Genomic DNA, 25,987 nt, shown 5'->3' with positions numbered 1-25,987 from the left:
TCGGCAGCGCTGCGTCAGGCGTGGCGCTGCGGTATGATTTGTTGCGCGATGCCTGCAAAGGTCAGATACAGGCTGGTGATCACCAGACCCCAATGCGCCCAGCTTTCAGGGTGAAAATCGACCCAGGCCGCCCAACCGGCAAAGAACGTCCACGCCAGAGCCATGGGCAGGGTCAGGCCGCGCCAACGCTCGGTGCGTACGGGATGGACAAACTTGAGCGGCAGGAACATCGCAAGCGACAGCAGTGTCACCAACAGCAGAATAATCCAGAAATTCGGTTCGAGCGCGAAGATCACGATAACGAACATGTTCCAGCATCCGGGAAAACCGGAAAAGGAGTTGTCCTTGGTCTTCATCCGGGTGTCCGCGAAATACATCGCGCTGGCAAAGGTTATGACGATTATCGCAAACCATCCGGTCCAGCCGTCCATCAGCCCGGACTTGAACAGGGCAAAGGCCGGGATGAACACATAGGTCAGGTAGTCAATGATCAGATCCAGCAGCACGCCGTCAAATTCGGGCGCGTTCTTTTTGACGTGGTAATGACGCGCCAGAGGACCGTCGATGCCGTCCACAATGAATGAGACAACCAGCCAAAGATACATAAGGCTCCATTTCTCTTCGACGGCAGCCAGCATGGCGAGCATGGCAAAAACGGCGCCAGTTGCAGTGAAGAGATGGACGGAAAGAGCTTTGAATCTGAGTGTCATGCACGCGTCATGACTGATGCACGCCTGAGATGCAAACCAAAAGCCACGCGGTTTTGATGCATGTGTGTGTCAGGCTTTGGGGTGCGCGCGGTTGTAGACTTCCATCAATCGCGCTGTGTCCACGGCAGTATAGGCTTGTGTGGTTGAAAGCGACGCGTGTCCCAAAAGTTCTTGAATGGCGCGCAAGTCGCCTCCCGCCGAAAGAAGGTGCGTGGCAAAGCTGTGTCGCATGGCGTGGGGTGTTGCGGTCGCAGGCAGGCCCAGTTGCATCCGGGCTTTCGCCATGACGCCCTGTATCGCACGTGGATTCAACGCCCCGCCGCGGACGCCGCGAAACAAGGGTGTGTCAGGGGCCTGCGGGTGAGGGCACAGCTGCATGTACCGGTCGACGGCTTCCTGAGCAGCGGGCAAAACGGGAACGACCCTCTCTTTGTCGCCCTTTCCGATGATACGCAAGCTTGCAGGTAAAGGTGCGTCAGCACCGGTCAATGACAACGCCTCGGATATGCGCAGCCCGCACCCGTAAAGCAACGTCACCACTGCCACGTCCCGCGCGGCGACCCAATCTGAAGTGGATTGCACCTCGACCGTGTCGATCATGGCGCGGGCAGCGTCTTCGGCCAGAGGGCGGGGCAGTTTCTTGGTGAACTTTGGTGCGCGTGTGGACAAGACAGCAGTGGGTTCAAAGCCTTCACGTTCGGCCAGCCAGCGGTAAAAGCTTTTGACGGCCGAGAGTTTGCGAGCGAGTGATCGTGCACCAACATCACCGCTGCGTTGATCTGCCATCCAGGCGCGCATGTCCGATACGGTGATCCGTTCCAGTGCTTTCAATCCTTGCCGTTTGGCATGGTGCAGCGTCATGAACGACAGGAACTCGGTCACATCGCCACGATAGGCGGTTTGCGTATTCTCGGACCGTCCCGCCAGCGCACCCAAGCCGTCCAGCCAATGCTGCAGCGCATCGCGGCAGGCGGGTGAAATCAGGCTCACGACAGCCAGTGGCGCATCGAGCGTTCGAACACGCCGGCGAAAAAGCTTAAAAGGTCGGTGCCGAGCTGTGGTGTGAAATGCCGAGGGTCACGCGCACCCATGACAATCATTCCCGGCAGGCGGCCGGGGCCGAGGTTAAGCTTCAGGCAGGCTTCGGAGCGCAATTGATCTGCAAGCGCGCCAAAAATGCGGCGGTTGGGGTGATGGACCTCGCGCAGAGTGACGTCGCGGGCGGGACCGCCGCGATCAATGGTCAGGTACTGGTCGATGAAGCCGGGTTCGGCAATTGTCAGAACGCCGCCCAGCTTGTCGACGGCTGGATCGTCCTGAACCACTGTTGTTTCCAGAACCAAAGTGATGTGATCAACGCGCAAAATATCTGCCACGTCCGCACCAAGCGCGCGTAGGAAATCTTCGAATTCAACGGGCTCCAACAGGCGCAGAATCGCACGATGCACTTGATTGGTGCCTGCCAGGTTCTCATAAGCCGCCGCAATGACAGACCGGTGGGTGTCTTCCAGCCGGTCCAGCCGCGCTTCGAGCCGTTGCATGGCGATGCCGCGCAGATCGATCACATTGTCGCCGCGTGCGCGTTCATTGGCGCTGACCAGCGCCTGCATCAGGTCCTTGTCATCCAGCACGACGTCAGGCTCAGCCAGAATCGCCGCGCGGAGGTTATCCTCGAGTTTGGGGTTGCTGCTCATGTCCCGTCCGGTCTTTTTTTGTTGAGCGGCTTATAACATACCAGACCGGTTTTGCCTTGGGAAAAATGCACGCAAAGGTGGATTTCCTTGAGTGCTGTGACGATGAGGCTCTCGCCCCTCATGCTTGATCACAAATCAGGCATAGGGCCGTTGGGTCGGGCGCGGTGCCTGAAAGCACCGCGCAGTTATTCTAAAGATCAGAGGATTTTTTGACCGGTCTTGGCCCAATCGGCCAAGAAGGTTTCCAGGCCTTTGTCGGTCAGAGGATGATCGGCCAGCTTCTTGATCACGGCTGGTGGAGCAGTGATGACATCGGCACCAATGCGGGCGCTGTCGGTCACATGGTTCACGGTGCGGATCGAGGCGGCAAGGATCTCAGTCTCGAACCCGTAATTGTCATAGACCTGACGGATGTCGGCAATCAGATCCATGCCGTCGAGGTTGATGTCGTCGAGACGACCAATGAAAGGCGAGATGAAAGTCGCACCTGCTTTGGCAGCAAGAATGGCCTGATTGGTCGAGAAACAGAGCGTCACGTTGACCATCTGACCTTCGTCGCTGAGCGTTTTGCAGGTTTTCAGGCCAGCCCATGTCAGCGGCACTTTCACTGCGATGTTCGGAGCGATTTTGGCCAGCTTGCGGCCTTCGGCGATCATGTCATCGGCTTCGGTGGCGACAACTTCGGCCGAAACCGGCCCGTCGACCAAATCACAGATCTCTTTGGTTACTTCCAGAATGTCGCGACCCGACTTTAGGATCAGCGAAGGGTTGGTGGTCACACCGTCCACCATGCCCAGATCGTTCAGTTCGGCGATGGCGTCGATCTCGGCGGTGTCTACGAAGAATTTCATGAGGGCAGTCCTTTGATGGGTTGGCCTTGGTCGCGGATGGCTTTACCTCAAAGTGAGCCATGCTGGAACCCCCTGCTAAGGATATGCTGTGAGCGCTAACGGATTTTTCGACCAAGGAGAGCTAATTGCGGTGCTGACAACGCAGCCGCTGGACCGGACGTTGGATTACAAAGCGCCTGAAGGCGGGTGCTTTCTGGGTGCGTTTGTCGAAGTGCCTTTGGGGCCACGCAAGGTTCTGGGTGTGGTCTGGGGCCCGGGACAGGGCGGGTTTGATCTGAACAAGGCGCGGTCTGTGATCCGGGTACTCGAAGTCGCGCCGATGCGTGAAGAAATGCGGGCTTTTCTAGGTAAGGTGGCCGACTACACGCTGACGCCGATGCCTGCCATGCTGAGGCTGGCGACGCGTGCGCCGGGGTTGGGCGACCCGCCGTCAATGCGCAAGGTCTATCGTCTTGGCAGTGGCGAACCGGACCGGATGACCGATGCGCGATCCCGTGTGATGGAGGTTTTGCGCGACTATGGTGGTCTCGCCTTCACCTTGAAAGAGCTTGCCGAGCAGGCAGGTGTAACCTCCTCTGTTGTCAAAGGGTTGGTTAAACAAGGCGCCGTCCGGGAGGAGGACAGTCCGCGTGATCTGCCGTACCCGCATCTTGATCCGAACCTGCCCGGGAAAGATCTGACCGAAGATCAGGCGGCGGCTGTGACCCGATTGCAAGCCGGGCAGCGGACGGGGGGTTATGGCACGACATTGCTGAAAGGCGTTACAGGTTCGGGCAAGACCGAAGTGTATCTGGAGGCAGTGGCCGAAGCCCTGCGCATGGGACGACAGGCTTTGGTCTTGCTGCCGGAAATTGCGCTGACCGCTGAATTCCTGACCCGTGTCGAGGCGCGGTTTGGTGCACGACCTGCCGAGTGGCACTCGGGCGCGACCATGACGGAACGCCGACGGGTCTGGAGAATGGTCGGGCAGGGGAATGCGCAGTTGGTTGTGGGCGCGCGATCTGCATTGTTTTTACCGTTCCGCGATTTGGGGCTGGTGGTGGTCGATGAGGAACACGATACCTCTTACAAGCAGGAAGACGGCGTGCACTACAGCGCGCGGGATATGGCAGTTCTGCGTGCGGCCATTTGTGGTGCGCGGGTGATTCTGGCCAGCGCCACGCCCTCGTTGGAAAGCTGGGCCAATGCCGAAGCAGGCAAATACGAGCGGGCGGATCTGACCTCGCGCTTTGGCGCGGCGGTCCTGCCCGAAATGAAGCCCATCGACATGCGGGTCGAACAGATGCAGCCCGGGACATGGATTTCTCCGTCCCTGCGACAGGCGGTGCAGCAGCGGATCGAGAAGGGTGAACAATCGCTGCTGTTCATCAACCGACGTGGTTATGCTCCCGTGACCCTGTGCCGGGCCTGCGGAGAACAGATCGCCTGCGATCATTGTGACGCGCGAATGGTTGAGCACCGGTTCCTGAAACGCCTTATGTGCCACCAATGCGGTGAGACCAAACCCATGCCAGATGCCTGCCCGTCCTGCGGGGTAGAAGGCAAGCTGGCCCCGGTTGGGCCGGGGATCGAGCGGCTGGCAGAAGAGGCCGAGGCGACCTTTCCTGACGCCAAGATTGCGATGCTGAGTTCCGACCTTTTCGGTTCAGCACGCGCACTGAAGGCCAAGATCGAAGAGATCGCCGAGGGCGATGCCGATATCATCATCGGCACTCAGTTGGTTGCCAAGGGACATAACTTTCCCAAACTCACATTGGTTGGTGTGATTGATGCGGACTTGTCACTGCACGGTGCCGATTTGCGCGCGGCGGAACGGACGTTTCAATTGATGCGGCAGGTTGCCGGGCGTGCTGGCAGGGCGGATAAGCCGGGGCAGGCGTTGTTGCAGACGTTCCAACCAGAACATCCAGTGATACGTGCCATCCTGTCTGGAGACGAAGAAGGGTTCTGGAAAGCGGAAGCCGCAGGGCGGCAGGCGGCGGGGGTTCCCCCTTATGGGCGCATGGCCGGTATCGTGCTGTCGGGGCCAGAGGTCGGCCCTGTCTTCGATATCGGAAACGCGATGGCGCGCAATGATGCCCCTGTGCGCGATGTGGGGGGGCAAGTTTTTGGCCCTGCACCAGCGCCGATTGCACGTATTCGCGGACGGCACCGTGTGCGCCTGCTGGTCAAAGCCCCAAAAGGTGCCCCCATTCAGGACGCGATTGCTCGCTGGATCGCGCCTTTGCGTCTGAAAGGGGACATCCGTCTGACTGTCGATATCGACCCGCAGAGCTTTTACTGACTTCTGCATCAGCGCAGGTCGGCTGTGCGCGAACGGCTTACCTCTCGCCAAAGCGCCAAAATGGGCGTAGAGGACCAATATGCTGAAACCCATGCCCCTTAACGAGGCGCAGAGCCTTCCGTTCTGGCGTCGTCCTGTCACGCTCTTGTTTGTGATGGCCATGACCATGCCCATCGCGTTCAATGCGTGGAGCGCGCTGCTGAACAATTTCGTCATTGAGGTGGCGAATTTTGATGGGGCCGATATTGGCCTGCTGCATACGGTACGTGAAATTCCGGGCTTTCTTGCGATTGGCGTGATCGCCGTCATCATTTTCATCCGCGAGCAGGTTCTGGCGATGATTTCGCTGATGATGCTTGGGGTGGCAACGGCTGTAACTGCCTGGTTCCCCAGCTTGGGTGGGTTGTTGTTTGTGACCCTGTTCAGCTCGATCGGGTTTCACTACTATGAAACGGTAAATCAGTCGCTGCAGCTGCAATGGCTGCCCAAGGATCGCGCGCCGCAAATTCTGGGATGGCTGGTTGCGATGGGGTCGGCAGCGACGGCGGTGGTCTATGGGTTGATCGTTCTGACCTGGGAGCGCTTTGATCTTTCCTATAACTTCGTTTTCATGGCCGCAGGCGGCGTGACGGTCTTGTTGGCCCTGTTCAGCCTGATCGCCTATCCTCAGTTTGACGCCCCAACACCGCAGACCAAAAAGCTGATCCTGCGTCGCCGGTACTGGCTCTACTATGCGCTGCAATTCATGGCCGGCGCACGGCGGCAGATCTTTATTGTGTTTGCCGGGTTCATGATGGTCGAAAAGTTCGGTTTCAAAGTGCATGAACTGACCAGCCTTTACCTGATCAACCTGATGATCAACATGATGGCCGCGCCTTTGCTGGGCAAAGCTGTGGCAAAGTTTGGCGAGCGGCGCACCCTGATCTTCGAATATGCCGGACTGGCCATCGTGTTTGCGGCTTATGGCGGTATCTACTGGTTTGGCTGGGGTGTGTTGCTGGCTGCGATCCTATATGTGATCGACCATGTGCTATTCGCACTGGCGCTGGCGCTGAAAACCTATTTTCAGAAAATCGCGGACCCAGCGGACATTGCACCGACAGCGGCCGTGGCTTTCACGATCAACCATATCGCCGCTGTGTTCTTGCCTGCATTGCTGGGGCTTTTGTGGGTGGTTTCGCCGGGCGCAGTGTTTGGTTTGGCGGCGGCTATGGCAATTGTTTCACTTCTGTTGTCGCTGTTGATCCCGCGCCATCCCGAACCGGGCAATGAGACAATCCTGACCAAATACGCTCCGGCGCCTGCGGAATAGGCCGGACGGATTGACCTTGGCGGCACGGCGTCCTAGGCGCTGTGCCAACTGAGACAGGAGGCCCAGATGCCCACATTCACCGCGCTGACTACGCTGACAGGTAAGAAGGCCGCCGAAGGTCTGGGCGAAGCCATGGAGCGTTTGGAGCCGGAACCCACCGGTGTTGGTGTGTTCGAGGTTGAGGACGGTTCGGGCCTGTGGGAAGTGGGCGGCTATTTCACCGAAGCCCCGGACGAGACTGCACTGGCGGTACTGGCAGCGGCGTTTGAAGCGAAGCCGTTTGTCGTCTCGGAATTGCCTGAAACAGATTGGGTCGCACATGTGCGTCGCGAGCTTGCACCAGTCGAAGCCGGTCGGTTTTTCGTCTACGGCAGCCATGATGCCGACAAGCTGCCCGAAGGCCGCATTCCGTTGCTTATCGAAGCTGCAATGGCCTTTGGCACTGGGCATCACGGCACAACATTGGGTTGCTTGAAAGCGCTGGATCGCTTGTTGGACGAAGGATTTGCTGCGTCAAAAGTGGCCGATATTGGCTGCGGTACGGCCGTTTTGGCCATGGCTGCCGCTCGGGTCTGGGATGGCGAAATCATTGCCAGCGATATCGACGAAGTCGCCGTTGACGTGGCCGAGGCGAACCTGAAGGCAAACGGTATGTCCGATGCGGTGAAATGCGTGGAAGCCGCTGGCTTCGATCATCCTGACCTAAAGGCACACGCCCCGTATGATCTGATCTTTGCCAATATTCTGAAGGGTCCGCTGGTGGCGTTATCGCCTGAAATCTCCGCGAATCTGCGCCCAGGAGGGTATGCGATCCTGTCGGGAATCCTTAACGAACAGGCCGATGATGTGGTTTCAGTTTATTCACAAAACGCGTTCAATCTTGCTCATAGAGGTGAGATTGGTGAATGGACGACCCTAATCTTAACCAAACAGGGCGCGAATTAGGCCATTTGCAGGAGTTTTTTGGAATTTTGCCACGCTTTTGTCGCAATCTCTAATTACCGTTTTCTGATCAAAGTCGAGGGGGGCGGTTTTTTGGAGGCTGCCATGACGGGTAAACAACTGGAGTTCACTCAGCGCGTTAATCGCCTGAACAAGAAGCATCAGAAGATGAGCCGGGGCTATCGCGCAACGATGCGCAAAGATGGCCTGGTTGTCATGAGACCGCAACGAATCAGTTCGGCCGTGCCGGTAAGGGTCCTGCTGTTCACGCTTGTCGCGTTCTTTGTGTTCAAGGCGTTCCTTCTGTCACACCTTGGCCCCTCCGGATACCAATATAGAATAGACAGCTTGAACGAAGGCACCAAGGTCGAACAGGCAGGGGCATGGGTGATGCAAATTGATCCTGTGTCGCAGGCGCTGTCTCAGCAAATGAACAAGATTCTCTTCTGATCTCGAAACATGAAAAAAATAAACACCGCGTGCCGTAATGCGCGCGGTGTTTGTCTTTGCCCCACTCGAGGGAGGAGATTGGGGCGCGTGAGTGGTTGCCGGAGTTACCGACGGCCCTCGGCGATGGCGTCAATGTCGCCACGGCACAGGCCGATGTCTTCCAGTTCGCGGTCGCTCAGAATGATCAGCGCGTTGCGGGTTACGCGGGCGTCATTCCATTCGATTGCGGCGTTCACGGCCGATACGAAAAATACGCCGATACGGCCAACGAGGCCGAACGAGCCAGTGGTGGCGATGCGGGTAGTGTCCAGTGCAGCCATATCCTGTTTCCTTCTGGTTTGTGTTCACTTTTCAATCTTGCGATCTGAGCGGCATCTAGTGCTGCCAATTCGCGTGCACAAGTTCAGTTTTTGCATGTGTCCTATGCATTTTTTGCAATGCTCTGAAATGCTGAAACCCCCTTAATTTATTGGTAAATTTGCGTTAACAAAGGTGCCGTTTTCAGACCTTTTTCGGGTCGTAAATCTGCCTCTGGGTCGCGGCTGAGATATAGGTGTCGTTTTCAGACTTTGGGCCAATTCGCTTGGAAAATGTTCACGCTTCGTGCTAGGCGTTGAAAAAAGATCACAAAACCCGAGCAGGCCGAGGCACAACATGCGAATTCTAGGCATTGATCCGGGGCTTAGGACCCTGGGATGGGGCGTCATCGAATCAAATGGCAGCCGTCTGAGCCATGTAGCCAATGGGTTATGCAAATCAGATGGGGACGATCTGGGTGAGCGCCTGTTGTCGCTGCACAACCAGATTGTCGAAGTGATTGCCGATCACCGCCCGGATCAGGCCGCCATCGAACAGACATTTGTGAACAAGGATGGGGCAGGGACGCTTAAGCTGGGTCAGGCGCGGGGCGTTGCGTTGCTGACATTGGCGCAGGCTGGATTGCCGGTGGGCGAATATGCTCCCAATCGGGTCAAGAAGACGGTGGTTGGCGTGGGCCATGCCGAGAAAGAGCAGGTCATCCACATGGTCAAGTTGCAACTGCCGGGATGTTTGCCAAAAGGAGCTGACGCTGCAGATGCGCTGGCGATTGCCATCTGCCACGCCTATTACGGAAAGACACAACAGGAGCGTGTGAAAGAGGTGCGGGCATGATTGGCAAACTGACAGGGCGGCTGGACTATCGCGCAGCAGATCACGTTCTGATCGATGTGCGAGGCGTTGGCTATATCGTCTATTGTTCCGACCGGACTTTGGCGGCGTTGCCGGGCGTCGGCGAGGCAGTCTCGATCTATACCGACATGGTCGTGCGCGAAGATCTGATGCAGCTTTACGGGTTTCTCTCGTTGGTCGAGAAGGAATGGCATCGCCTTTTGTGTTCGGTTCAGGGCGTTGGCGCAAAAGTGTCTTTGGCCATCCTCAGCGCCTTAGGGCCGGATGGCGTGAGCCGCGCTATTGCATTGGGCGATTGGGGCGCCGTCAAAGCGGCCAAAGGCGTAGGGCCGAAAACGGCGCAGCGGATTGTGCTGGACCTCAAGGATAAAGCGCCGGGGGTCATGGCCATGGGCGGGACGGTCGCCGAGGCGCTGGATGGGCCCGCGCTTGAGGTAGTGGAACTGGCCGAACCCGCGCCCGCTCCAAAACGGTCATCGAAACCGCCATCGGGGGCTGCTGCGGCATCCGCCGGTGCATTGTCGGCACTGGCCAATCTTGGATATGGACCGTCTGACGCGGCAGCAGCCGTGGCCGAGGCGGCGGCAAGCCAACCTGAAGCGGGCGAGGCTGATCTGATCCGCGCCGCGCTCAGATTGTTGGCTCCGAAAGGGTAGTTAAATGGTAGATGCTGATCCCACCCTGCGCCCGGATCCTCTGCCCGAGGACAACGATCGTGCATTGCGTCCGCAAGGGCTGAACGAGTTCATCGGTCAGGCCGAGGCGCGGGCCAACCTGCGTATATTTATTCAATCCGCCAAGCAACGGGGCGAGGCGATGGATCATACCTTGTTCCATGGCCCGCCGGGATTGGGGAAAACAACCCTGGCACAAATCATGGCGCGTGAGTTGGGTGTCAACTTTCGTATGACCTCCGGCCCGGTTCTGGCCAAAGCTGGCGATCTGGCGGCGATCCTGACCAATCTGGAAGCGCGCGATGTTCTGTTCATCGATGAAATCCACCGTTTGAATCCGGCGGTGGAAGAGGTGCTGTATCCCGCGATGGAAGATTTTGAGCTGGATCTGGTGATCGGCGAAGGACCTGCGGCCAGAACCGTGCGGATCGAATTGCAGCCGTTCACGCTGGTGGGGGCCACGACCCGAATGGGTTTGCTGACAACCCCTTTGCGCGACCGTTTCGGTATCCCGACGCGATTGCAGTTCTACACAGTCGATGAATTGCACGAGATCGTTACGCGCAACGCGCGAAAGCTGGGGGCTCCGGCAGATGATGACGGCGCGCGCGAGATTGCGCGCAGGTCACGTGGCACCCCTCGGATTGCGGGGCGGTTGCTGCGGCGGGTTGTGGATTTTGCCATCGTTGAAGGCGACGGTCGGATAACACGCGAACTGGCGGACGGAGCCTTAACGCGGCTGGGTGTGGACCACCTGGGGCTTGATGGGGCGGACCGCCGGTATCTAAAACTGATCGCCGAAAACTATGGGGGCGGCCCGGTCGGTATTGAAACAATGTCGGCAGCCTTGTCAGAAAGCCGCGACTCGCTGGAAGAAGTGATCGAACCCTTCTTGTTGCAGCAAGGTTTGATTCAACGAACCCCGCGTGGACGGATGTTGGCGCAGAAGGCGTGGACTCATTTGGGCATGACTGCGCCGAAGCGGCAGAGCGATCTGTTTGGTTGAAGCGGTGCGATCAGGGTTTTGTGCCTCCGGCGGCCGTATTTGAAACAAGAAGAAGGACTGGGTGTGACACCAGAAGAAATTGAGGCGCTGTTTACACGCGAAAGCGGTGAGTTCCTGTTTGCGCGTTGGGGACGTCCCATCGTGCCAATCGTGTTTGGTGTCGAAGACGAGACGCTGGTGACCGTCAAGGGCGCGTTCGAAGCCGTTGTAACTTTGGCTGGGCATAAGATGGCCGAGACCGATCCCGAGCTTGGTGCCAATTGCATGGTCTTCTTTTTTCGCGACTGGCAAGAACTGCTGGAAGTGCCTGATCTTGATCGGCTGGTCCCGGACCTTGGGCCTTTGGTGGAACGCCTGGTGGCTGCGGATGCCAATCAGTATCGAATATTCCGGTTCGAAGAAGATGGCGCAATCCGTGCGGCGTTTGTGTTCCTGCGTATGGACAAGGAATTGTCCAAGGTTCCGGCGGAAACGCTTGCCCTTAGCCAGGTGGTGCAGACCGTCTTGCTTTGGTCCGATACTGCGTTTCGCACGCAATCACCGCTGGCTGTCGCCGGTGAGGCAACGATCCTGCGCCCTGACATTGCTGCATTGATCCGGGCCGCCTATGATCCGGTCCTGCCTGGGGCGGCGCAGGATGCGTCTCATGCACTCAGGCTGTTTGCCCGGCTGGAGCTGCCACAATGAAACACGTGTACCCGGTTCGCGTTTACTATGAAGACACCGACATGGGCGGTGTTGTCTATCACGCGAATTATCTGCGGTACATTGAGCGTGCCCGCTCGGACTGGGTGCGCAATCTGGGCAATGATCAGAATGCCATGCGGGACGAGGGCATTGTTTGGGTCGTGCGGCGCGTTGAGGCCGATTACCTTTCGCCTGCCAAGTTTGATGACGAGTTGATCGTTGAAACCGAAGTGACTGAGATTTCCGGCGTGCGCCTGACGATGGCGCAGTTGGTTCGGCGGGGGGAAACCGAGATTTTTCGCGCTTCAGTTACGGCTGTGTGCATCAACAAGGAAGGCAAGCCGATCCGCCTTCCGGCAGAGATTCGCGCATTGATGTAACAATTTGCGGGCCAAGGGTGGTTCTATTGGCTTTTCAACCCCAATTGCGTTAGCGTTTGGCAAAACAAGGCCAAACAAACGGCCGTCAGGCAAAAACAAAGAGCAGGTTCATGGAAGCTGAAACGCTGGCGCTGGCGCAGGAGATCGATTTCTCCATGTGGGGGCTGTATGCCCGCGCGACCTTTATCGTCAAATTGGTGATGTTGATGCTGATCGGTGCATCGATCTGGTCCTGGGGCATTATCATCCAAAAGCTGATCAACTATCGGGCCGCACGTCGTGAGGCGCAGGTGTTTGATGAAAGCTTTTGGTCGGGCAACCCTTTGGATGAGCTGTTTGAGCAGATCGGAGCGCAACCGGACGGCAGTTCTGAAAAGATCTTTGCCGCAGGCATGATCGAATGGCGAAGGTCGCACCGAAATGATGGTGGGCTGATCGCCGGTGCAACTGCGCGGATCGACCGATCGATGGATGTTGCCATCGCAAAAGAGGCAGAGACCTTGCAGAAAGGGTTGCCCATTTTGGCCACGGTGGGATCAACCGCGCCGTTTATTGGCCTGTTCGGTACCGTATGGGGCATCATGAATGCCTTTATCGAGATTGCCGAGCAGCAGAACACCAATCTGGCCGTTGTCGCCCCCGGTATCGCCGAAGCGCTGTTGGCGACGGGCCTGGGTTTGTTGGCCGCGATCCCTGCGGTTATTTTCTATAACAAGCTTAGCGCGGATAGTGACCGGATTGTTGGTGGCTACGAAGCTTTTGCCGATGAGTTCGCCACCATTCTGTCGCGTCAGTTGGACAGCTGACCATGGGCGCGGCGGTTCAGCAATCTTCGGTTGGTAACGGGCGCAGACGCGGACGGCGTCGCGGGCGCGCTCAACCCATGGCCGAGATCAACGTGACGCCGTTTGTGGACGTGATGCTGGTGTTGCTGATCATATTCATGGTCGCGGCACCGCTGCTGACCGTGGGTGTTCCTGTCGATCTGCCTAAGACCGCGGCAAGCGCTTTGCCCGGTGACAACGAGGAACCATTGACCGTGACGCTCACCGCAGATGGGCGCGTGCAAATCCAGACGACTGATGTCTTGCGCGAAGAGTTGATTGGCAAGCTGCGCGCGATTGCGGCAGAGCGGAGCAGTGACCGTGTGTTCCTGCGCGCTGATGGTGCGATTCCATATGCACAGGTGATGCAGGTCATGGGCGCGCTGAATGCGGGCGGGTTTTCTAACGTTGGCCTTGTAACCGATACGGGCGGGCCAACGCTGGATGAAGGTGGAGAGTGAGGTCGCACGGTGGATACCGGCACCAAGATTTCGGCGATTGCGCATGTCAGCCTGATTGGCGTCGCACTTTTTGGCGGCACCTTTCGGTCCGAGCCGTTGCCGATGGCTGTCCAGGATGTTTCCGTGATCACCGCTGAACAATTCGCGGCTATGACCGCGCAGCGCGACGCGCCCGACGTCTCCGAAGTGCCTGCCGCTTTGCAACAACCGCCCGACCCTGAGCAGGCGGAAACCAGCCCGCCGGAACCGGTGGTTGAGCAACAGCCGCGCCCCGAACCCGTGGCGCCTGCTGAACCCGACCCTGAACCCGCGCCCGTTATCGTTGAAGCCCCGCCCGAGCCCGAGCTTCCGGAGGAGCCGCCTTCATTGGCCGAGCCTGAGGTTGAAACCGTTGCACAGCCCGTGCAGCCCGAACCAGAAGCGCAGCCGCGCCCCGCCGATCGCGTTGCGCCCGAGGCGATTGCGCCGCCACCGCCCGAGGCAACGCCGGATGAGTTTGAAACGCCTCCGGTGTCCTTGGATGAGGGCGCTGAGGTGCAGCAGGAACAGCAAGATCAAACCGCCCCGGAAGAGGCCGCGCCAGAGATTGTGACCGAGGCGGAAGAAACCAAGGAACCCCTGCTCAGTTCACCCCGCCCGCGCACACGCCCCAATCGGCCCAGCCCGCCGCCGGAACCGGAAGTTGCTGAAACGCCCGAGACGACCCCGGAACCCGAAACGCAGACAGACGAGACTGCGATAAACGATGCCTTGGCTGAAGCTCTGGGTGCTGGCACCGAGCCCTCGGGCCCGCCGCTCACCAGCGGTGAGAAAGATGCAATGCGACTGGCTGTATCCAGGTGTTGGAACGTAGGTTCACTGTCTACGGATGCGCTGAAAACGGTGGTCGTGGTTGCGTTTTCGCTGAACCGTGATGGTACAGTTGTAGGCGGCAGTATTCGGATGCTGGACAGCTCTGGCGGGTCTGCCGGTGCCGCCAATCAGGCATACCAGGCCGCGCGACGCGCGATTTTGCGCTGTGGAGCCAAAGGATATGACTTGCCTGCTGACAAATACGCTCAGTGGCAGGATGTTGAGATTACATTCAATCCCGAGAGGATGCGGATCAAATGATGAAACTTCTGACCAGCCTCTTTGTCGGCCTGACATTGATGTCCGCGCCGGTTTACGCACAAAACGGCCCCCTGCGGCTGGAATTGGACCAAGGCATAATCGAGCCCTTGCCCTTTGCGGTTCCCAATTTCGTGCCCGATGGCCCTTCGGCCGCGCAATATGCGCAGGATATTTCGCGCGTGGTGGCAGCGGATCTGACCGGAACAGGTCTGTTTCGCGAAATCTCGTCGGATGCGTTCATCAGTCGGGTTAGCAGTTTTGAAGCGCCGGTTCAGTTCGCTGACTGGAAAGCGATTAATGCTGATGCGTTGGTTACTGGGGCAGTCAATGTTTCGGGGAAACGATTGACGGTCCGGTTCCGTGTCTGGGATGTGTTCTCGGGTCAGGAACTGGGCACCGGCCTGCAACTGGCAGGTACAACCGAGGGCTGGCGCCGCATGGCGCACAAGGTTGCCGATCAGGTCTATAGCCGGATCACAGGTGAAGGAGGGTATTTCGACAGCCGCGTGGCCTTTGTGTCGGAAAGCGGACCCAAGGATCAACGCCTCAAGCGGTTGGCGATCATGGATTACGACGGCGCAAATGTACAATACCTGACCGACAGTTCCGCCATCGTTTTGGCGCCGCGCTTTTCGCCCACGGGCGACCGGTTGCTGTATACCAGCTACGAAAGCGGCAGCCCGCGCATCTATGTTCTGGATGTGGGGCGCGTGAAACGGCAAGAACTCAAGACTCAGGACGGCACCATGAGCTTCTCGCCCCGTTTCTCGCCCGATGGTCGGTCCATTGTGTATTCGCTGATTCAGGGCGGTAACACGGATTTGTGGAAGATGGATCTGGCCTCGGGTCAAAGTACACGCCTGACCAACACGCCCGCGATTGAAACAGCGCCCAGCTATTCTCCGGATGGCAGCCGCATCGTTTTTGAAAGCGACCGGTCGGGCACACCGCAGCTTTATGTGATGCCTGCAAATGGGGGTGAGGCAACGCGGATCAGCTTTGGCGCGGGGCGTTATGGCACCCCGGTTTGGTCGCCGCGCGGCGATTTAATCGCCTTTACCAAGCAAAACAAAGGCCGGTTCCACATTGGCGTCATGCGCACGGACGGGTCGGAAGAACGGTTGCTGACTGCTTCGTTCCTGGATGAAGGTCCCACCTGGTCGCCCAATGGACGCGTTATCATGTTCACCCGCGAAACGCAGGGGGCAAGCGGTCGGGCCTCGCTATATTCAGTGGATATATCGGGCCGAAATCTGCGCCCGGTGCGCACTCCGGATGGTGGCAGCGACCCGTCATGGGGCCCGTTGCAGAATTGATCGCAGCAAAGTTCACAACGAATCGCGCCTGTGGTAGACAGGCGGCAATAAACAAAACACGAGGCACTTGAAATGAACGTATTGAGCAAAGTTCTGGCGCTGGGCGCGCTGAGTGTGATTGCCGCCTGTTCAAATAACGACCCTTCCGCTTTGGGGGGCGGTGGCGCAGGTGGCACTGGCGCTATCGTGCCGGGTTCGCCAAGCGACCCACGTTCGCCGGCGTATTTCCAGCAAACAGTTGGCGACCGTGTCCTTTTCGCTGTTGATCAGTCGACCCTTACACCGCAGGCACAAACCGTTCTGCAGGGGCAGGCAGAGTGGTTGTTGGCTAACCCCGATTTTGTCGCCACGATAGAAGGTCACGCGGATGAACAGGGTACGCGGGAGTACAACCTTGGTTTGGGCGCAAAGCGCGCAAATGCCGCGCGCGAGTATCTGATTTCCCGCGGGGTGGCGGGTAACCGTCTTAAAACAGTCAGCTACGGCAAGGAACGCCCGATCGAGATTTGCAGCACCGAGGACTGCTACGCCAAGAACCGCCGTGCGGTGACGGTGCTGACAGGGTCAACTCTGGGGTAAGATGATGCGTATTGCAGGATGGGTTTTGGCGGCCGTCGTGGCGACGGCGGGTGTGGCGAAGGCACAGGATCAGCAGACCCTGGCGGATATTCGTCAGGAGCTGACGGTGCTGCATGTCGAGATACAGCGCCTGAAGCGCGAGTTTTCCACCACAGGATCGCCTGCGCCCAACCTGTCCGGCAGTTCGGTGCTTGAGCGTGTTGACGCGATCGAGGCTGAGTTGCAGCGCCTGACGCGCCAGACCGAGCAATTGAACCAACGGGTCCAGAACATAGTCACCGATGGCACGAACCGCATTGGCGATCTGGAGTTTCGGTTGGTCGAACTTGAAGGCGGAGACCTGTCGGCGCTTGAGGAAACCTCGACATTGGGCGGTGATACGGCGTCTGACACGGGCCCCGTAAGCGTTGCAACGCCACCAGCAACGGATCAAACCGAGCTTGCCGTGGGCGAACGCGCGGATTTCGATACGGCGTCGCAAGCTTTGGTCGATGGTGATTTCCAAACGGCCGCCACCATGTTCGCGCAGTTCGAGGCAAACTATCCCGGCAGCCCACTGGCCCCTGAAGCGAACCTGAAACGGGGTCACGCCCTTGAGGGACTGGGTGACACTCGCGAAGCGGCTCGCGCCTTTTTGGCCAGCTTCACCGGCGATTCCGAAGGTGCCTTTGCCCCCGAAGCCCTGTACGAGCTGGGCGCAGCGCTGGGCCGATTGGGACAAACCGATCAGGCTTGCATCACACTGAATGAGGTCGGGGTGCGATTCCCCTCTGCTCCTGCGCTGGCAAACGCCACGCAAGAGATGACTGCGCTGGGGTGTTCTTGAGCACTCAGCCAAACAGCCTGATTTCCGATCTTCGCAAAAGGTTGCCGGACAATCTGCCCCGCAAGCTGGGGGTTGCTGTATCAGGTGGCGGAGATTCCGTCGCCCTGATGCATCTGTTGCACACTGTCGCCCAAACAGAAGCGATCACACTCTATGCTGTCACAGTCGACCACGGGTTGCGCCCCGAAGCGGCGCAGGAGGCCGAGGCCGTTGCCCGTCAGGCTGCGACCCTGGGCTTGCAGCACGACACTCTGCGATGGTCGGGCTGGGACGGTGTGGGCAACCTGCAAGATCAAGCGCGTCAGGCGCGATACAACCTGATGACCAATTGGGCAAAGGACAATGGTATTGGTGCAATCGCTTTGGGGCATACCGCAGACGATCAGGCCGAAACTTTGCTCATGCGACTGGGGCGGTCCTCTGGCGTCACAGGCCTGTCAGGTATGTCGCCCATGCGGCAACGGGATGGGGTGACGTTGTTGCGACCAATGCTGGGTATCACCCGAGACAGGCTGCGCACTTACCTAACAGAAATCGAGGCGAGTTGGGTCGAGGACCCATCGAATCAGGACGCGCAATTTGACCGGATCAAGGCTCGTGAAGCTCTTCACGGTCTTGAACCCTTGGGAATCGATGCACTGTCTTTGTCACGCGTAGCAAATAATCTGGCGCAGGCGCATGAGGCTTTGGGTGTTTTTGCGCAGGAATCCGCGCGGAAAGTGACACGGGTCGATCAAAGCGATGTGAGGGTGGACCGGGCTGGGTTTGCTGCACTGCCGAAAGAGATTCAAAGGCGTGTTCTGCTGGGAATTCTCGAATGGATTGCCGGGCAGGGCTATCCCCCGCGTCAGGCGACTGTAGAGCAGGCAATGGATGCTATTGCCTGCGGTCAAGCCGGGTCAATTGCCGGGTGTCTGCTGGTGCCGAAAGGCGTGAGTGTTTGGATTTGCAGGGAATTTAAGTCCGTAGAGGGCCAAATTGCCGCATCTGGCACCGCCTGGGACAGCAAATGGGTGCTGACCGGCCCAGAAACGGAAGGCGCGGAAATTCGAGCGCTGGGCGAAAAAGGGCTGCACCAGGTCGTAAATTGGCAAAACACAGGGCGTCCCAGGCTTGCTTTGACTGCAACCCCTGCGGTTTGGGCGGGCGAAACGGTTGTTGCGGCTCCGCTTGCGGGATTTGCCAATGGATGGCGTGCGGAACCGGTCTCGGATTGGCCTGCATTTCACGCATCTTTTTTATCGCATTGAACATAGGACAATCCTCTCTATTTTAAGAGACAACTTGGCAGTTCCTCACCTGCCGAAACTTTTGGGAGATTTTCCTTGGGCAACGCTCGCAATATCGCGTTTTGGGTCGTTCTGTTCCTGCTTATTCTGGCACTGTTCAATCTGTTCAGTGGACCGGGTGGAACGCTTCAGAGCAATGAGAGAACATATTCCGACTTTGTCGGTGCCGTCCAAAGCGGTGAAGTCAAAAACGTGACGCTGGATGGAGAGCAGATTCGCTATACCACTGAAAACGGCGCGACCTATGTCACGATCAAACCAGGCGACGCCGAGGTCACCAAGCTGCTGATCGATGAGAACATCCCGGTTCAAGCGGTCAAGCAACAGCAGTCTGGGTTCCAGTCCTTCCTGATCACGCTGCTGCCTTTCTTGCTGCTGATCGGCGTATGGGTTTACTTCATGAACCGCATGCAGGGCGGCGGCAAAGGCGGTGCGATGGGCTTTGGCAAGTCCAAGGCCAAGATGCTGACCGAAAAGCATGGCCGTGTGACCTTCGATGATGTTGCTGGCATTGATGAGGCTAAGGAAGAGCTGGAAGAGATCGTGGAATTCCTGCGCAACCCGCAGAAGTTTTCGCGGCTTGGTGGAAAAATTCCAAAAGGCGCGCTTTTGGTTGGCCCTCCGGGTACCGGTAAAACACTGCTGGCCCGTGCGATTGCAGGTGAGGCAGGTGTACCGTTCTTCACCATTTCCGGTTCGGACTTCGTTGAGATGTTCGTGGGTGTTGGTGCATCCCGCGTGCGCGACATGTTCGAACAGGCCAAGAAGAACGCGCCGTGCATCGTGTTTATCGACGAGATCGATGCCGTGGGCCGTCACCGTGGTGCCGGCTACGGTGGTGGTAATGATGAACGCGAACAGACGCTCAACCAGCTGCTGGTTGAGATGGACGGGTTCGAGGCCAACGAAGGCGTGATCATACTGGCGGCGACGAACCGTAAGGATGTTCTGGACCCTGCGCTGCTGCGTCCGGGCCGGTTTGACCGCAACGTGACAGTTGGCAACCCCGACATCAAAGGCCGCGAGAAGATTCTGGGCGTGCACGCCCGCAAGACACCTTTGGGCCCCGATGTCGATCTGCGCATCATCGCGCGTGGTACTCCGGGTTTCTCGGGCGCTGATCTGGCGAACCTTGTGAACGAGGCTGCGCTGATGGCAGCGCGTGTGGGTCGTCGCTTTGTCACCATGGAAGATTTTGAGAACGCCAAGGACAAGGTGATGATGGGGGCCGAGCGCCGGTCGATGGTGCTGACTCAGGATCAGAAAGAAAAGACCGCTTATCACGAATCGGGCCACGCCGTCGTTGGCATGACCCTGCCGCTGTGTGATCCGGTCTATAAGGCGACGATCATCCCGCGTGGCGGTGCGCTTGGCATGGTTGTCAGCCTGCCCGAAATGGATCAGCTGAACTATCACCGGGACGAGTGTGAGCAGAAGCTGGCGATGACCATGGCGGGCAAAGCGGCCGAAGTGATCAAATACGGTGAAGACCACGTCTCGAACGGCCCCGCCGGTGACATCATGCAGGCCAGCCAGTTGGCCCGCGCCATGGTGATGCGCTGGGGTATGTCCGATAAAGTCGGCAATATCGATTATGCCGAGGCGCATGAGGGATATTCAGGCAACACTGCTGGTTTCTCAGTGTCGGCGCATACCAAAGAGCTGATCGAGGAAGAGGTAAAGCGCCTGATCCAGCAAGGCTATGAGCGCGCTCACAAGATTCTGACCGACAAGAACGAAGAATGGGAGCGTTTGGCCCAAGGCCTGCTGGAATACGAGACCCTGACCGGGGACGAGATCAAGCGTGTCATGAATGGTGAATCGCCGACCGAAGGCGATGACGAAGGGGACAGCCCGGATCAGGGCAGCGCACCCAGCGTTACGGCCATTCCCAAGACGAAGGCCAAGAAATCCCCTCCTGAGGGTGGGATGGAGCCAGAACCTACCGCATAAATCACAAAGACCCGGGCGAACGCTCGGGTCTTTTCTCTTTTCATCTGACGTTTGCTGGGCAATATGCCTTTCGAACTCCAGCGGAAAAGGGATGCCATTATGCCGTTTTTGCGTGAAACTGAATATGTAGGCGAAGTGGTTTGGTTGGGCCATGTTCCTGCTGGGAAGTCGCTTCGTGCGACAGCCGTGCAAGAGTTGGACCTGGCATTTGATGGTGTGGCTGGGGAACGGCACGAAGGGCGCAATCGGGCATCCTGTGTGCGGGTCAAGAACCTCTATCCCACAGGGACAGAAATCCGCAATGTACGTCAGTTGTCGGTTCTGTCAGTGGAAGAGCTTGACCAGATCGCGCAGGGTATGGGTTTGGAGGCGCTAGACCCCGCATATCTTGGCGCATCAATTGTCCTGAAAGGCATTCCCGATTTCTCGCACATTCCGCCATCATCACGCTTGCAGGCCGCGTTAGGTGCAACAATCACCGTCGACATGGAAAACGCTCCCTGCGTGTTACCGGGGCGCGAGGTCGAGGCGGATCAGCCCGGGTATGGTGCCGCGTTCAAACCGGCAGCGGTGGGGCGTCGCGGCATAACCGGATGGGTCGAACGCCCGGGGCGTATTCAGCTTGGGGATCATCTGACGTTGTTTGTTCCGGACCAGCCCGCCTGGGCTCCTTAAACGCGTCAGGTTTCCGATTAGAAACCGATGAAATGACCTTACGACGCTTCGCGACACCAGAATGTCGGAATCCATGGCTATTGAGATTGTACACAAGGGTATGGAATGCGCAGCGCCGACGTATCGCGTCGGTATTGCACGGCATTCAATTAGGGACCCCGGCCAATGAGCTACAAATCCGATATCGAAATCGCTCGTGAAGCGAACAAAAAGCCGATTCAGGAAATCGGTGCCAAGATCGGCATCGACTCAGCGGATCTGCTGCCTTACGGCCATGACAAAGCTAAAGTCAGTCAGGACTTCATCAACTCGGTTCAGGACCGCGAAGACGGCAAGCTGATTTTGGTGACCGCGATTAACCCGACCCCGGCAGGCGAAGGCAAGACCACCACCACCGTTGGTCTGGGTGACGGCCTGAACCGCATCGGCAAGAATGCGATGATCTGTATCCGCGAAGCCTCGCTGGGCCCGAACTTCGGCATGAAGGGCGGTGCTGCAGGTGGCGGTTACGCGCAGGTTGTTCCGATGGAAGAGATGAACCTGCACTTCACCGGCGACTTCCACGCCATCACCTCGGCGCACTCGCTGCTGTCGGCGATGATCGACAACCACATTTACTGGGGCAATGAAGCCGAAATCGACACGCGCCGTGTTGCATGGCGTCGTGTGGTCGACATGAACGACCGTGCCCTGCGTCAGATCACCGCCAGCTTGGGAGGTGTTTCGAACGGCTTCCCGCGCGAAGCAGGCTTTGACATCACCGTGGCATCCGAAGTCATGGCGATCCTGTGCCTGGCCAACGATCTGAAAGACCTTGAAAAGCGTCTGGGCGACATCATCGTTGCTTACCGCCGCGATAAAACCCCGGTTTATTGCCGCGACATCAAGGCCGAAGGCGCAATGACCGTTCTGCTGAAGGACGCCATGCAGCCGAACCTGGTGCAAACGCTGGAAAACAACCCGGCCTTTGTTCACGGTGGCCCGTTCGCGAACATCGCGCACGGCTGTAACTCGGTCATCGCGACCAAGACCGCGCTGAAAGTCGCTGACTATGTTGTGACCGAGGCTGGCTTTGGTGCGGACCTTGGCGCCGAAAAGTTCATGAACATCAAATGCCGTAAAGCGGGCATCGCCCCGTCGGCTGTTGTTCTGGTTGCCACTGTACGCGCGATGAAGATGAACGGTGGCGTGGCCAAGGCTGATCTGGGTGCTGAAAACGTTGACGCTGTTAAGTCGGGCTGCGCCAACCTGGGCCGCCACATCGAGAACGTGAAATCGTTCGGTGTGCCGGTTGTTGTCGCCATCAACCACTTCGTCACCGACACCGATGCCGAAGTCGAGGCCGTCAAGAACTACTGCGCCGATCACGGTGTCGAAGCAGTTCTGTCGCGTCACTGGGAACTGGGCTCGGAAGGCTCGGCTCCGCTGGCCGAGAAAGTGGTCGAAATCGTTGAAGGTGGCACCGCAAACTTCGCGCCGATCTACCCCGACGAAATGCCGCTGTTCGAAAAGATCGAAACCATCGCCAAGCGCATCTACCGCGCTGACGAGGTTCTGGCCGACAACAAGATCCGCAACCAACTGCGCGAGTGGGAAGACGCGGGCTATGGCAACCTGCCGGTCTGCATGGCGAAAACTCAGTACTCGTTCTCGACCGATCCGACCCTGCGCGGCGCGCCCACCGGCCACTCGGTTCCGGTGCGTGAGGTTCGCCTGTCCGCAGGTGCCGGTTTTATCGTAGTTGTCTGCGGTGAGATCATGACCATGCCTGGTCTGCCCCGCAAACCGGCTGCAGAAACCATCTGCCTTAACGACGCAGGTGATATCGAGGGCTTGTTCTAAGCCGTTTTTTGAACCATCTCGTGGTCCGGGGATTTCCCCGGGCCATGAGGAGACCGCGATGCCCACTCTGACACCGCCGCAAGACTGTGACACTATGCAGGAATTGCGGGTTCAGATCGACAGGCTGGACCGCCAACTGATCGAAATGCTGGTGAACCGTGCCAGTTACATCGACCGTGCGTCCCAGCTGAAACCCGGCGAGGGGCTGCCCGCCCGAATCCCGGATCGTGTTGAAGAGGTGGTGCAGCGCGTGCGCAAGAGTTCCGATGAACTGGGTATGGACCCTGAGCTTGCTGAAGAACTCTGGCGTATTTTGATAGATTGGTCGATTGCCCGCGAAGAGCGTGTGCTCGGCTCTGACTGACTGACCGGGCGCATCTTGCGCCCGATCCGTTTTTTGAAAGAAGGGATCAAAGGATGGTAGCGCAGGTTATCGACGGTAAGGCATTCGCGGCAAAAGTGCGCGCGCAAGTGGCCGATCAGGTTGCCAAGCTGAAAGAAGAAAACGGCATCACCCCCGGCCTTGCCGTGGTTCTGGTAGGCGAAGACCCCGCCAGCCAGGTTTATGTCCGCTCGAAGGGCAAGCAGACCGTCGAGGTCGGCATGAACTCGTATGAACACAAGCTGGACGTCGACACCTCGGAAGAGGACCTGCTGACTCTGATCGATAAGCTGAACAACGATCCCGCCGTCCATGGCATTCTGGTTCAGCTGCCTCTGCCAAAGCACTTGAACGAAGATCTTGTGATCAACTCGATTGATCCTGCCAAGGATGTCGATGGTTTTCACATCTCGAACGTGGGCCTGCTGGGCACCGGGCAGAAATCGATGGTGCCCTGCACGCCGCTTGGGTGCCTGATGATGCTGCGCGACTATCACGGCTCGCTGTCGGGCATGGATGCGGTTGTGATTGGCCGTTCAAACATCGTTGGCAAACCTATGGCACAGCTGTTGCTGGGCGACAGCTGCACCGTAACGATTGCGCATTCGCGCACCAAAGACCTGCCTGACGTCGTGCGTCGCGCAGACATTGTTGTCGCCGCTGTTGGCCGTCCTGAGATGGTGCCGGGCGACTGGATCAAGGAAGGTGCCACCGTGATCGACGTAGGCATCAACCGGATCGAGCGTGACGGCAAGAACAAGCTGGTTGGCGACGTAGACTACGCCAGCGCGGCTGAACGTGCGGGCGCAATCACTCCGGTTCCGGGCGGCGTAGGCCCGATGACTATCGCGTGTTTGCTGGCCAACACGCTGACCGCCTGCTGCCGGTCCAACGGATTGCCAGAACCGGAAGGTCTGACAGCCTAAACCAACTTGGGTCGGGCCGCTACAGACGGCCCGTCGCCTAACCTGACTGCGTGACACGCCAGGACTAAACCCAAGACAACATGAGCGACGTACTCATGAGTGGGTTTCCCAGCTTGAATTATCTTGATAAGCCTGTATTTCCAGTTGTTTACAGGTTTATTTTCCCTTGTGCCTATCGCGCTCGGGCTATGCACGCACAAAAGCAGTATGTCGTCTAAGTTAAATTCAATTCGAAAAGCTTGCACCCCGCAAAGAGTGTCAGCGGGCGTCGTTTTTCTTCCTGTGCTTGCCTATGCGTTCCCACCATTTCTGGTTGCCGAACTCAGCTTTGGTTTGCGCCTTCTGTTTTGGGTCGGCGTCATGGTCTTGGCACTTTCAGTGACCGGTTTAGTGCGAAAGCTGATGCTCAACAGCCCATTGCTTTTGAACATTCCAGCCCGGGATCTAGCTTACGCCGGTCTGATCCTGTCCTTTTTCACACCGTCGCTTTGGTTGCTGGCGTGGATTTTGTTCACTATCGGTGGTCATATGGCACCAGGTGCGCAAACAGTTGCTGTTTATGGGGTGTTGTTGGTGGCAGGGCTGGTTTTTGTGCAACGCAACGACTTGCAAGCTGCAGTGGCGTTGTCGCCAGACATTGAAAAGCCGCGTCTTGCCAAACGCTTACCTGCTGGTTTCAATGGTCAGATTTATCGCCTGACCGTAAGGGATCACAATGTGGATGTTGTGACTTCGGAAGGAGTTTTCACGCTCCGGTCGCGTTTCACGGACGCCATTGCCGAGATGGAACCGGTTCCCGGCCATTGCTCGCATCGCTCGCATTGGGTGACGGATGCTTCTATCACCGGTGTTGAAAAGACAAATGGCAAAACGTTCTTAAAGCTGGTCAACGGCGATCTGGTGCCAGTCAGCCGAAAGTACAAACCGATGTTGGAACAGGACGGTTTGATCTGACGTTAGCGCGGCATCGGCATCATCTGCGGGTGCGGGCCGGTTAGAATAGCCATGGCGCTTTGATCCATGAGGTCTGCCAGAACTTGATCCGAACTGCGCAGCCCGCCTGTGAAGGTACCGTAAGCCGGCAGGATCAGGCGTTTTTGATCCAATAGAAAAGCGGGTCGCGAAATGTGCCGCCCCCTTACCCTGATCCGCGCTTTTGGGTGGTAATGGCCGGAAACTTCTCCTTGTGCTTGATCCTCTGCAATATGGCGAAAGACAAGCGGGCCAATGCGCCATTCGAACAGGTGAGTTCCGCCCAGCTCAATTGGGCCGGGATCATGGTTTCCTTCGATCCATATCCATTTGCGCCCAGCTTGCAATGCTGCGATCCGTAGTCTTTCGGCTGAAGGCAGCGCTTGGGCGGCTTCAAGGTCGTCAAAGCTGTCACCCAAGCATAGAACAGTTTCCGCGTTGGTGCGCTCCAAATCATCCGCCAATCGATCCAGTGTTTCGCGGGTGTCGTAAGGGGGCAATGCAAGCCCGTTGCGCCGCGCCAATCGTTCGGATTTGCCCAAATGCAGGTCCGAGACACACAGCATTTGCTGCTCTGGCCACCACAGCGCACCCGAAGACAGAGCGCCGAGGCGCTGACTTGCAAAGAAAAACTCGCACACGTTCATGATACGTTCTTGGCGTGTTTCG

Annotated in this window: 28 protein-coding genes; 22 read left to right on the top strand and 6 right to left on the bottom strand. The window is 58.0% G+C overall.

Going from position 1 to position 25,987, the window contains the following annotated elements:
• Nucleotides 1-14: 14 nt before the first annotated feature.
• The 4 genes from GOV85_RS11075 to fsa form a co-directional block, all read right to left on the bottom strand.
• Nucleotides 15-710, bottom strand: a complete 696-nt coding sequence (locus GOV85_RS11075) for a phosphatidylcholine/phosphatidylserine synthase (RefSeq protein ID WP_171177998.1) — start codon at nucleotides 708-710, stop codon at nucleotides 15-17.
• A gap of 69 nt (nucleotides 711-779) precedes the next feature.
• Nucleotides 780-1,700 (bottom strand): tyrosine recombinase XerC, encoded by a 921-nt coding sequence (locus tag GOV85_RS11070; RefSeq protein WP_171177996.1) that lies wholly within the window; start codon nucleotides 1,698-1,700, stop codon nucleotides 780-782.
• On the bottom strand, nucleotides 1,697-2,404 hold the full coding sequence (locus GOV85_RS11065) for a DUF484 family protein (RefSeq protein ID WP_171177994.1): 708 nt from the start codon (nucleotides 2,402-2,404) through the stop codon (nucleotides 1,697-1,699). Before GOV85_RS11065 ends, GOV85_RS11070 begins: the two co-directional genes overlap by 4 nt.
• 197 nt (nucleotides 2,405-2,601) lie before the next feature.
• The gene (gene fsa, locus GOV85_RS11060) at nucleotides 2,602-3,255 is read right to left on the bottom strand and encodes a fructose-6-phosphate aldolase (protein WP_152457215.1); all 654 of its coding nucleotides are present in this window, start codon (nucleotides 3,253-3,255) and stop codon (nucleotides 2,602-2,604) included.
• Between the two features lie 88 nt (nucleotides 3,256-3,343).
• Here fsa and GOV85_RS11055 point away from each other — a divergent pair, with 88 nt between their 5' ends.
• The 4 genes from GOV85_RS11055 (at nucleotide 3,344) to GOV85_RS11040 (ending at nucleotide 8,243) form a co-directional block, all read left to right on the top strand.
• Nucleotides 3,344-5,539 carry a primosomal protein N' gene (locus tag GOV85_RS11055; protein ID WP_171177992.1) on the top strand — a complete coding sequence of 732 codons (2,196 nt, stop codon included), beginning with the start codon at nucleotides 3,344-3,346 and terminating at the stop codon, nucleotides 5,537-5,539.
• Nucleotides 5,540-5,618: 79 nt separating this feature from the next.
• Nucleotides 5,619-6,851, top strand: coding sequence for an MFS transporter (locus GOV85_RS11050; RefSeq protein ID WP_171177990.1), 1,233 nt, complete (start codon nucleotides 5,619-5,621; stop codon nucleotides 6,849-6,851).
• Between the two features lie 66 nt (nucleotides 6,852-6,917).
• The gene (locus GOV85_RS11045; protein ID WP_171177988.1) at nucleotides 6,918-7,796 is read left to right on the top strand and encodes a 50S ribosomal protein L11 methyltransferase; all 879 of its coding nucleotides are present in this window, start codon (nucleotides 6,918-6,920) and stop codon (nucleotides 7,794-7,796) included.
• 102 nt (nucleotides 7,797-7,898) lie between these two features.
• Nucleotides 7,899-8,243 carry a hypothetical protein gene (locus GOV85_RS11040; RefSeq protein WP_171177986.1) on the top strand — a complete coding sequence of 115 codons (345 nt, stop codon included), beginning with the start codon at nucleotides 7,899-7,901 and terminating at the stop codon, nucleotides 8,241-8,243.
• Nucleotides 8,244-8,347: 104 nt separating this feature from the next.
• Here the strand turns inward: GOV85_RS11040 and GOV85_RS11035 are convergent, their stop codons facing one another.
• Nucleotides 8,348-8,563, bottom strand: a complete 216-nt coding sequence (locus GOV85_RS11035) for a DUF1127 domain-containing protein (RefSeq protein ID WP_171177983.1) — start codon at nucleotides 8,561-8,563, stop codon at nucleotides 8,348-8,350.
• Between the two features lie 334 nt (nucleotides 8,564-8,897).
• Here GOV85_RS11035 and ruvC point away from each other — a divergent pair, with 334 nt between their 5' ends.
• From ruvC to GOV85_RS10945, 18 genes are all read left to right on the top strand, one after another.
• A complete protein-coding gene (gene ruvC, locus GOV85_RS11030; RefSeq protein ID WP_171177980.1) occupies nucleotides 8,898-9,395 on the top strand; it encodes a crossover junction endodeoxyribonuclease RuvC in 498 nt (165 codons plus the stop codon).
• The gene (gene ruvA / locus GOV85_RS11025; RefSeq protein WP_171177978.1) at nucleotides 9,392-10,069 is read left to right on the top strand and encodes a Holliday junction branch migration protein RuvA; all 678 of its coding nucleotides are present in this window, start codon (nucleotides 9,392-9,394) and stop codon (nucleotides 10,067-10,069) included. Before ruvC ends, ruvA begins: the two co-directional genes overlap by 4 nt.
• 4 nt (nucleotides 10,070-10,073) lie before the next feature.
• Nucleotides 10,074-11,093 carry a Holliday junction branch migration DNA helicase RuvB gene (gene ruvB / locus GOV85_RS11020; protein WP_171177976.1) on the top strand — a complete coding sequence of 340 codons (1,020 nt, stop codon included), beginning with the start codon at nucleotides 10,074-10,076 and terminating at the stop codon, nucleotides 11,091-11,093.
• A gap of 63 nt (nucleotides 11,094-11,156) precedes the next feature.
• Complete coding sequence (locus GOV85_RS11015) at nucleotides 11,157-11,780, top strand: hypothetical protein (RefSeq protein WP_171178103.1); 624 nt, start codon at nucleotides 11,157-11,159, stop codon at nucleotides 11,778-11,780.
• Nucleotides 11,777-12,160, top strand: coding sequence for a tol-pal system-associated acyl-CoA thioesterase (gene ybgC, locus GOV85_RS11010; protein WP_171177974.1), 384 nt, complete (start codon nucleotides 11,777-11,779; stop codon nucleotides 12,158-12,160). Before GOV85_RS11015 ends, ybgC begins: the two co-directional genes overlap by 4 nt.
• A gap of 110 nt (nucleotides 12,161-12,270) precedes the next feature.
• Nucleotides 12,271-12,966 carry a protein TolQ gene (gene tolQ / locus GOV85_RS11005; protein ID WP_171177972.1) on the top strand — a complete coding sequence of 232 codons (696 nt, stop codon included), beginning with the start codon at nucleotides 12,271-12,273 and terminating at the stop codon, nucleotides 12,964-12,966.
• 2 nt (nucleotides 12,967-12,968) lie between these two features.
• A complete protein-coding gene (gene tolR / locus GOV85_RS11000) occupies nucleotides 12,969-13,445 on the top strand; it encodes a protein TolR (RefSeq protein ID WP_171177969.1) in 477 nt (158 codons plus the stop codon).
• Nucleotides 13,446-13,454: 9 nt separating this feature from the next.
• Nucleotides 13,455-14,558 carry an energy transducer TonB gene (locus tag GOV85_RS10995; RefSeq protein WP_171177967.1) on the top strand — a complete coding sequence of 368 codons (1,104 nt, stop codon included), beginning with the start codon at nucleotides 13,455-13,457 and terminating at the stop codon, nucleotides 14,556-14,558.
• Nucleotides 14,555-15,874, top strand: a complete 1,320-nt coding sequence (gene tolB / locus GOV85_RS10990) for a Tol-Pal system beta propeller repeat protein TolB (protein WP_171177964.1) — start codon at nucleotides 14,555-14,557, stop codon at nucleotides 15,872-15,874. The genes GOV85_RS10995 and tolB overlap by 4 nt, the downstream gene beginning before the upstream one ends.
• A gap of 72 nt (nucleotides 15,875-15,946) precedes the next feature.
• Nucleotides 15,947-16,453, top strand: coding sequence for a peptidoglycan-associated lipoprotein Pal (gene pal / locus GOV85_RS10985; RefSeq protein ID WP_171177962.1), 507 nt, complete (start codon nucleotides 15,947-15,949; stop codon nucleotides 16,451-16,453).
• A 4-nt stretch (nucleotides 16,454-16,457) separates the two neighbouring features.
• Complete coding sequence (ybgF, locus tag GOV85_RS10980; RefSeq protein WP_171178101.1) at nucleotides 16,458-17,279, top strand: tol-pal system protein YbgF; 822 nt, start codon at nucleotides 16,458-16,460, stop codon at nucleotides 17,277-17,279.
• The gene (gene tilS, locus GOV85_RS10975; RefSeq protein ID WP_371813587.1) at nucleotides 17,270-18,529 is read left to right on the top strand and encodes a tRNA lysidine(34) synthetase TilS; all 1,260 of its coding nucleotides are present in this window, start codon (nucleotides 17,270-17,272) and stop codon (nucleotides 18,527-18,529) included. Before ybgF ends, tilS begins: the two co-directional genes overlap by 10 nt.
• Nucleotides 18,530-18,604: 75 nt before the next feature.
• A complete protein-coding gene (gene ftsH / locus GOV85_RS10970) occupies nucleotides 18,605-20,521 on the top strand; it encodes an ATP-dependent zinc metalloprotease FtsH (protein ID WP_171177949.1) in 1,917 nt (638 codons plus the stop codon).
• A 99-nt stretch (nucleotides 20,522-20,620) separates the two neighbouring features.
• Nucleotides 20,621-21,196 (top strand): MOSC domain-containing protein, encoded by a 576-nt coding sequence (locus GOV85_RS10965; protein WP_171177946.1) that lies wholly within the window; start codon nucleotides 20,621-20,623, stop codon nucleotides 21,194-21,196.
• A 165-nt stretch (nucleotides 21,197-21,361) separates the two neighbouring features.
• Nucleotides 21,362-23,038 carry a formate--tetrahydrofolate ligase gene (locus GOV85_RS10960; RefSeq protein ID WP_171177944.1) on the top strand — a complete coding sequence of 559 codons (1,677 nt, stop codon included), beginning with the start codon at nucleotides 21,362-21,364 and terminating at the stop codon, nucleotides 23,036-23,038.
• Between the two features lie 58 nt (nucleotides 23,039-23,096).
• On the top strand, nucleotides 23,097-23,402 hold the full coding sequence (locus GOV85_RS10955) for a chorismate mutase (protein ID WP_171177942.1): 306 nt from the start codon (nucleotides 23,097-23,099) through the stop codon (nucleotides 23,400-23,402).
• Nucleotides 23,403-23,455: 53 nt separating this feature from the next.
• Nucleotides 23,456-24,346 (top strand): bifunctional methylenetetrahydrofolate dehydrogenase/methenyltetrahydrofolate cyclohydrolase FolD, encoded by an 891-nt coding sequence (folD, locus tag GOV85_RS10950; protein WP_171177940.1) that lies wholly within the window; start codon nucleotides 23,456-23,458, stop codon nucleotides 24,344-24,346.
• A gap of 255 nt (nucleotides 24,347-24,601) precedes the next feature.
• Nucleotides 24,602-25,300 (top strand): LytTR family DNA-binding domain-containing protein, encoded by a 699-nt coding sequence (locus GOV85_RS10945; RefSeq protein WP_371813586.1) that lies wholly within the window; start codon nucleotides 24,602-24,604, stop codon nucleotides 25,298-25,300.
• A 2-nt stretch (nucleotides 25,301-25,302) separates the two neighbouring features.
• Here the strand turns inward: GOV85_RS10945 and pdeM are convergent, their stop codons facing one another.
• Nucleotides 25,303-25,965, bottom strand: coding sequence for a ligase-associated DNA damage response endonuclease PdeM (pdeM, locus tag GOV85_RS10940; protein WP_171177936.1), 663 nt, complete (start codon nucleotides 25,963-25,965; stop codon nucleotides 25,303-25,305).
• Nucleotides 25,966-25,987: the final 22 nt, after the last annotated feature.

The organism is Ruegeria sp. HKCCA4633 (genome assembly GCF_013034605.1).
In the GTDB taxonomy this organism is placed as follows: Bacteria; Pseudomonadota; Alphaproteobacteria; order Rhodobacterales; family Rhodobacteraceae; genus Ruegeria.
The sequence above is the reverse complement of the archived record's forward strand: the minus strand, read 5'-3'. Positions and strand labels throughout refer to the sequence as shown.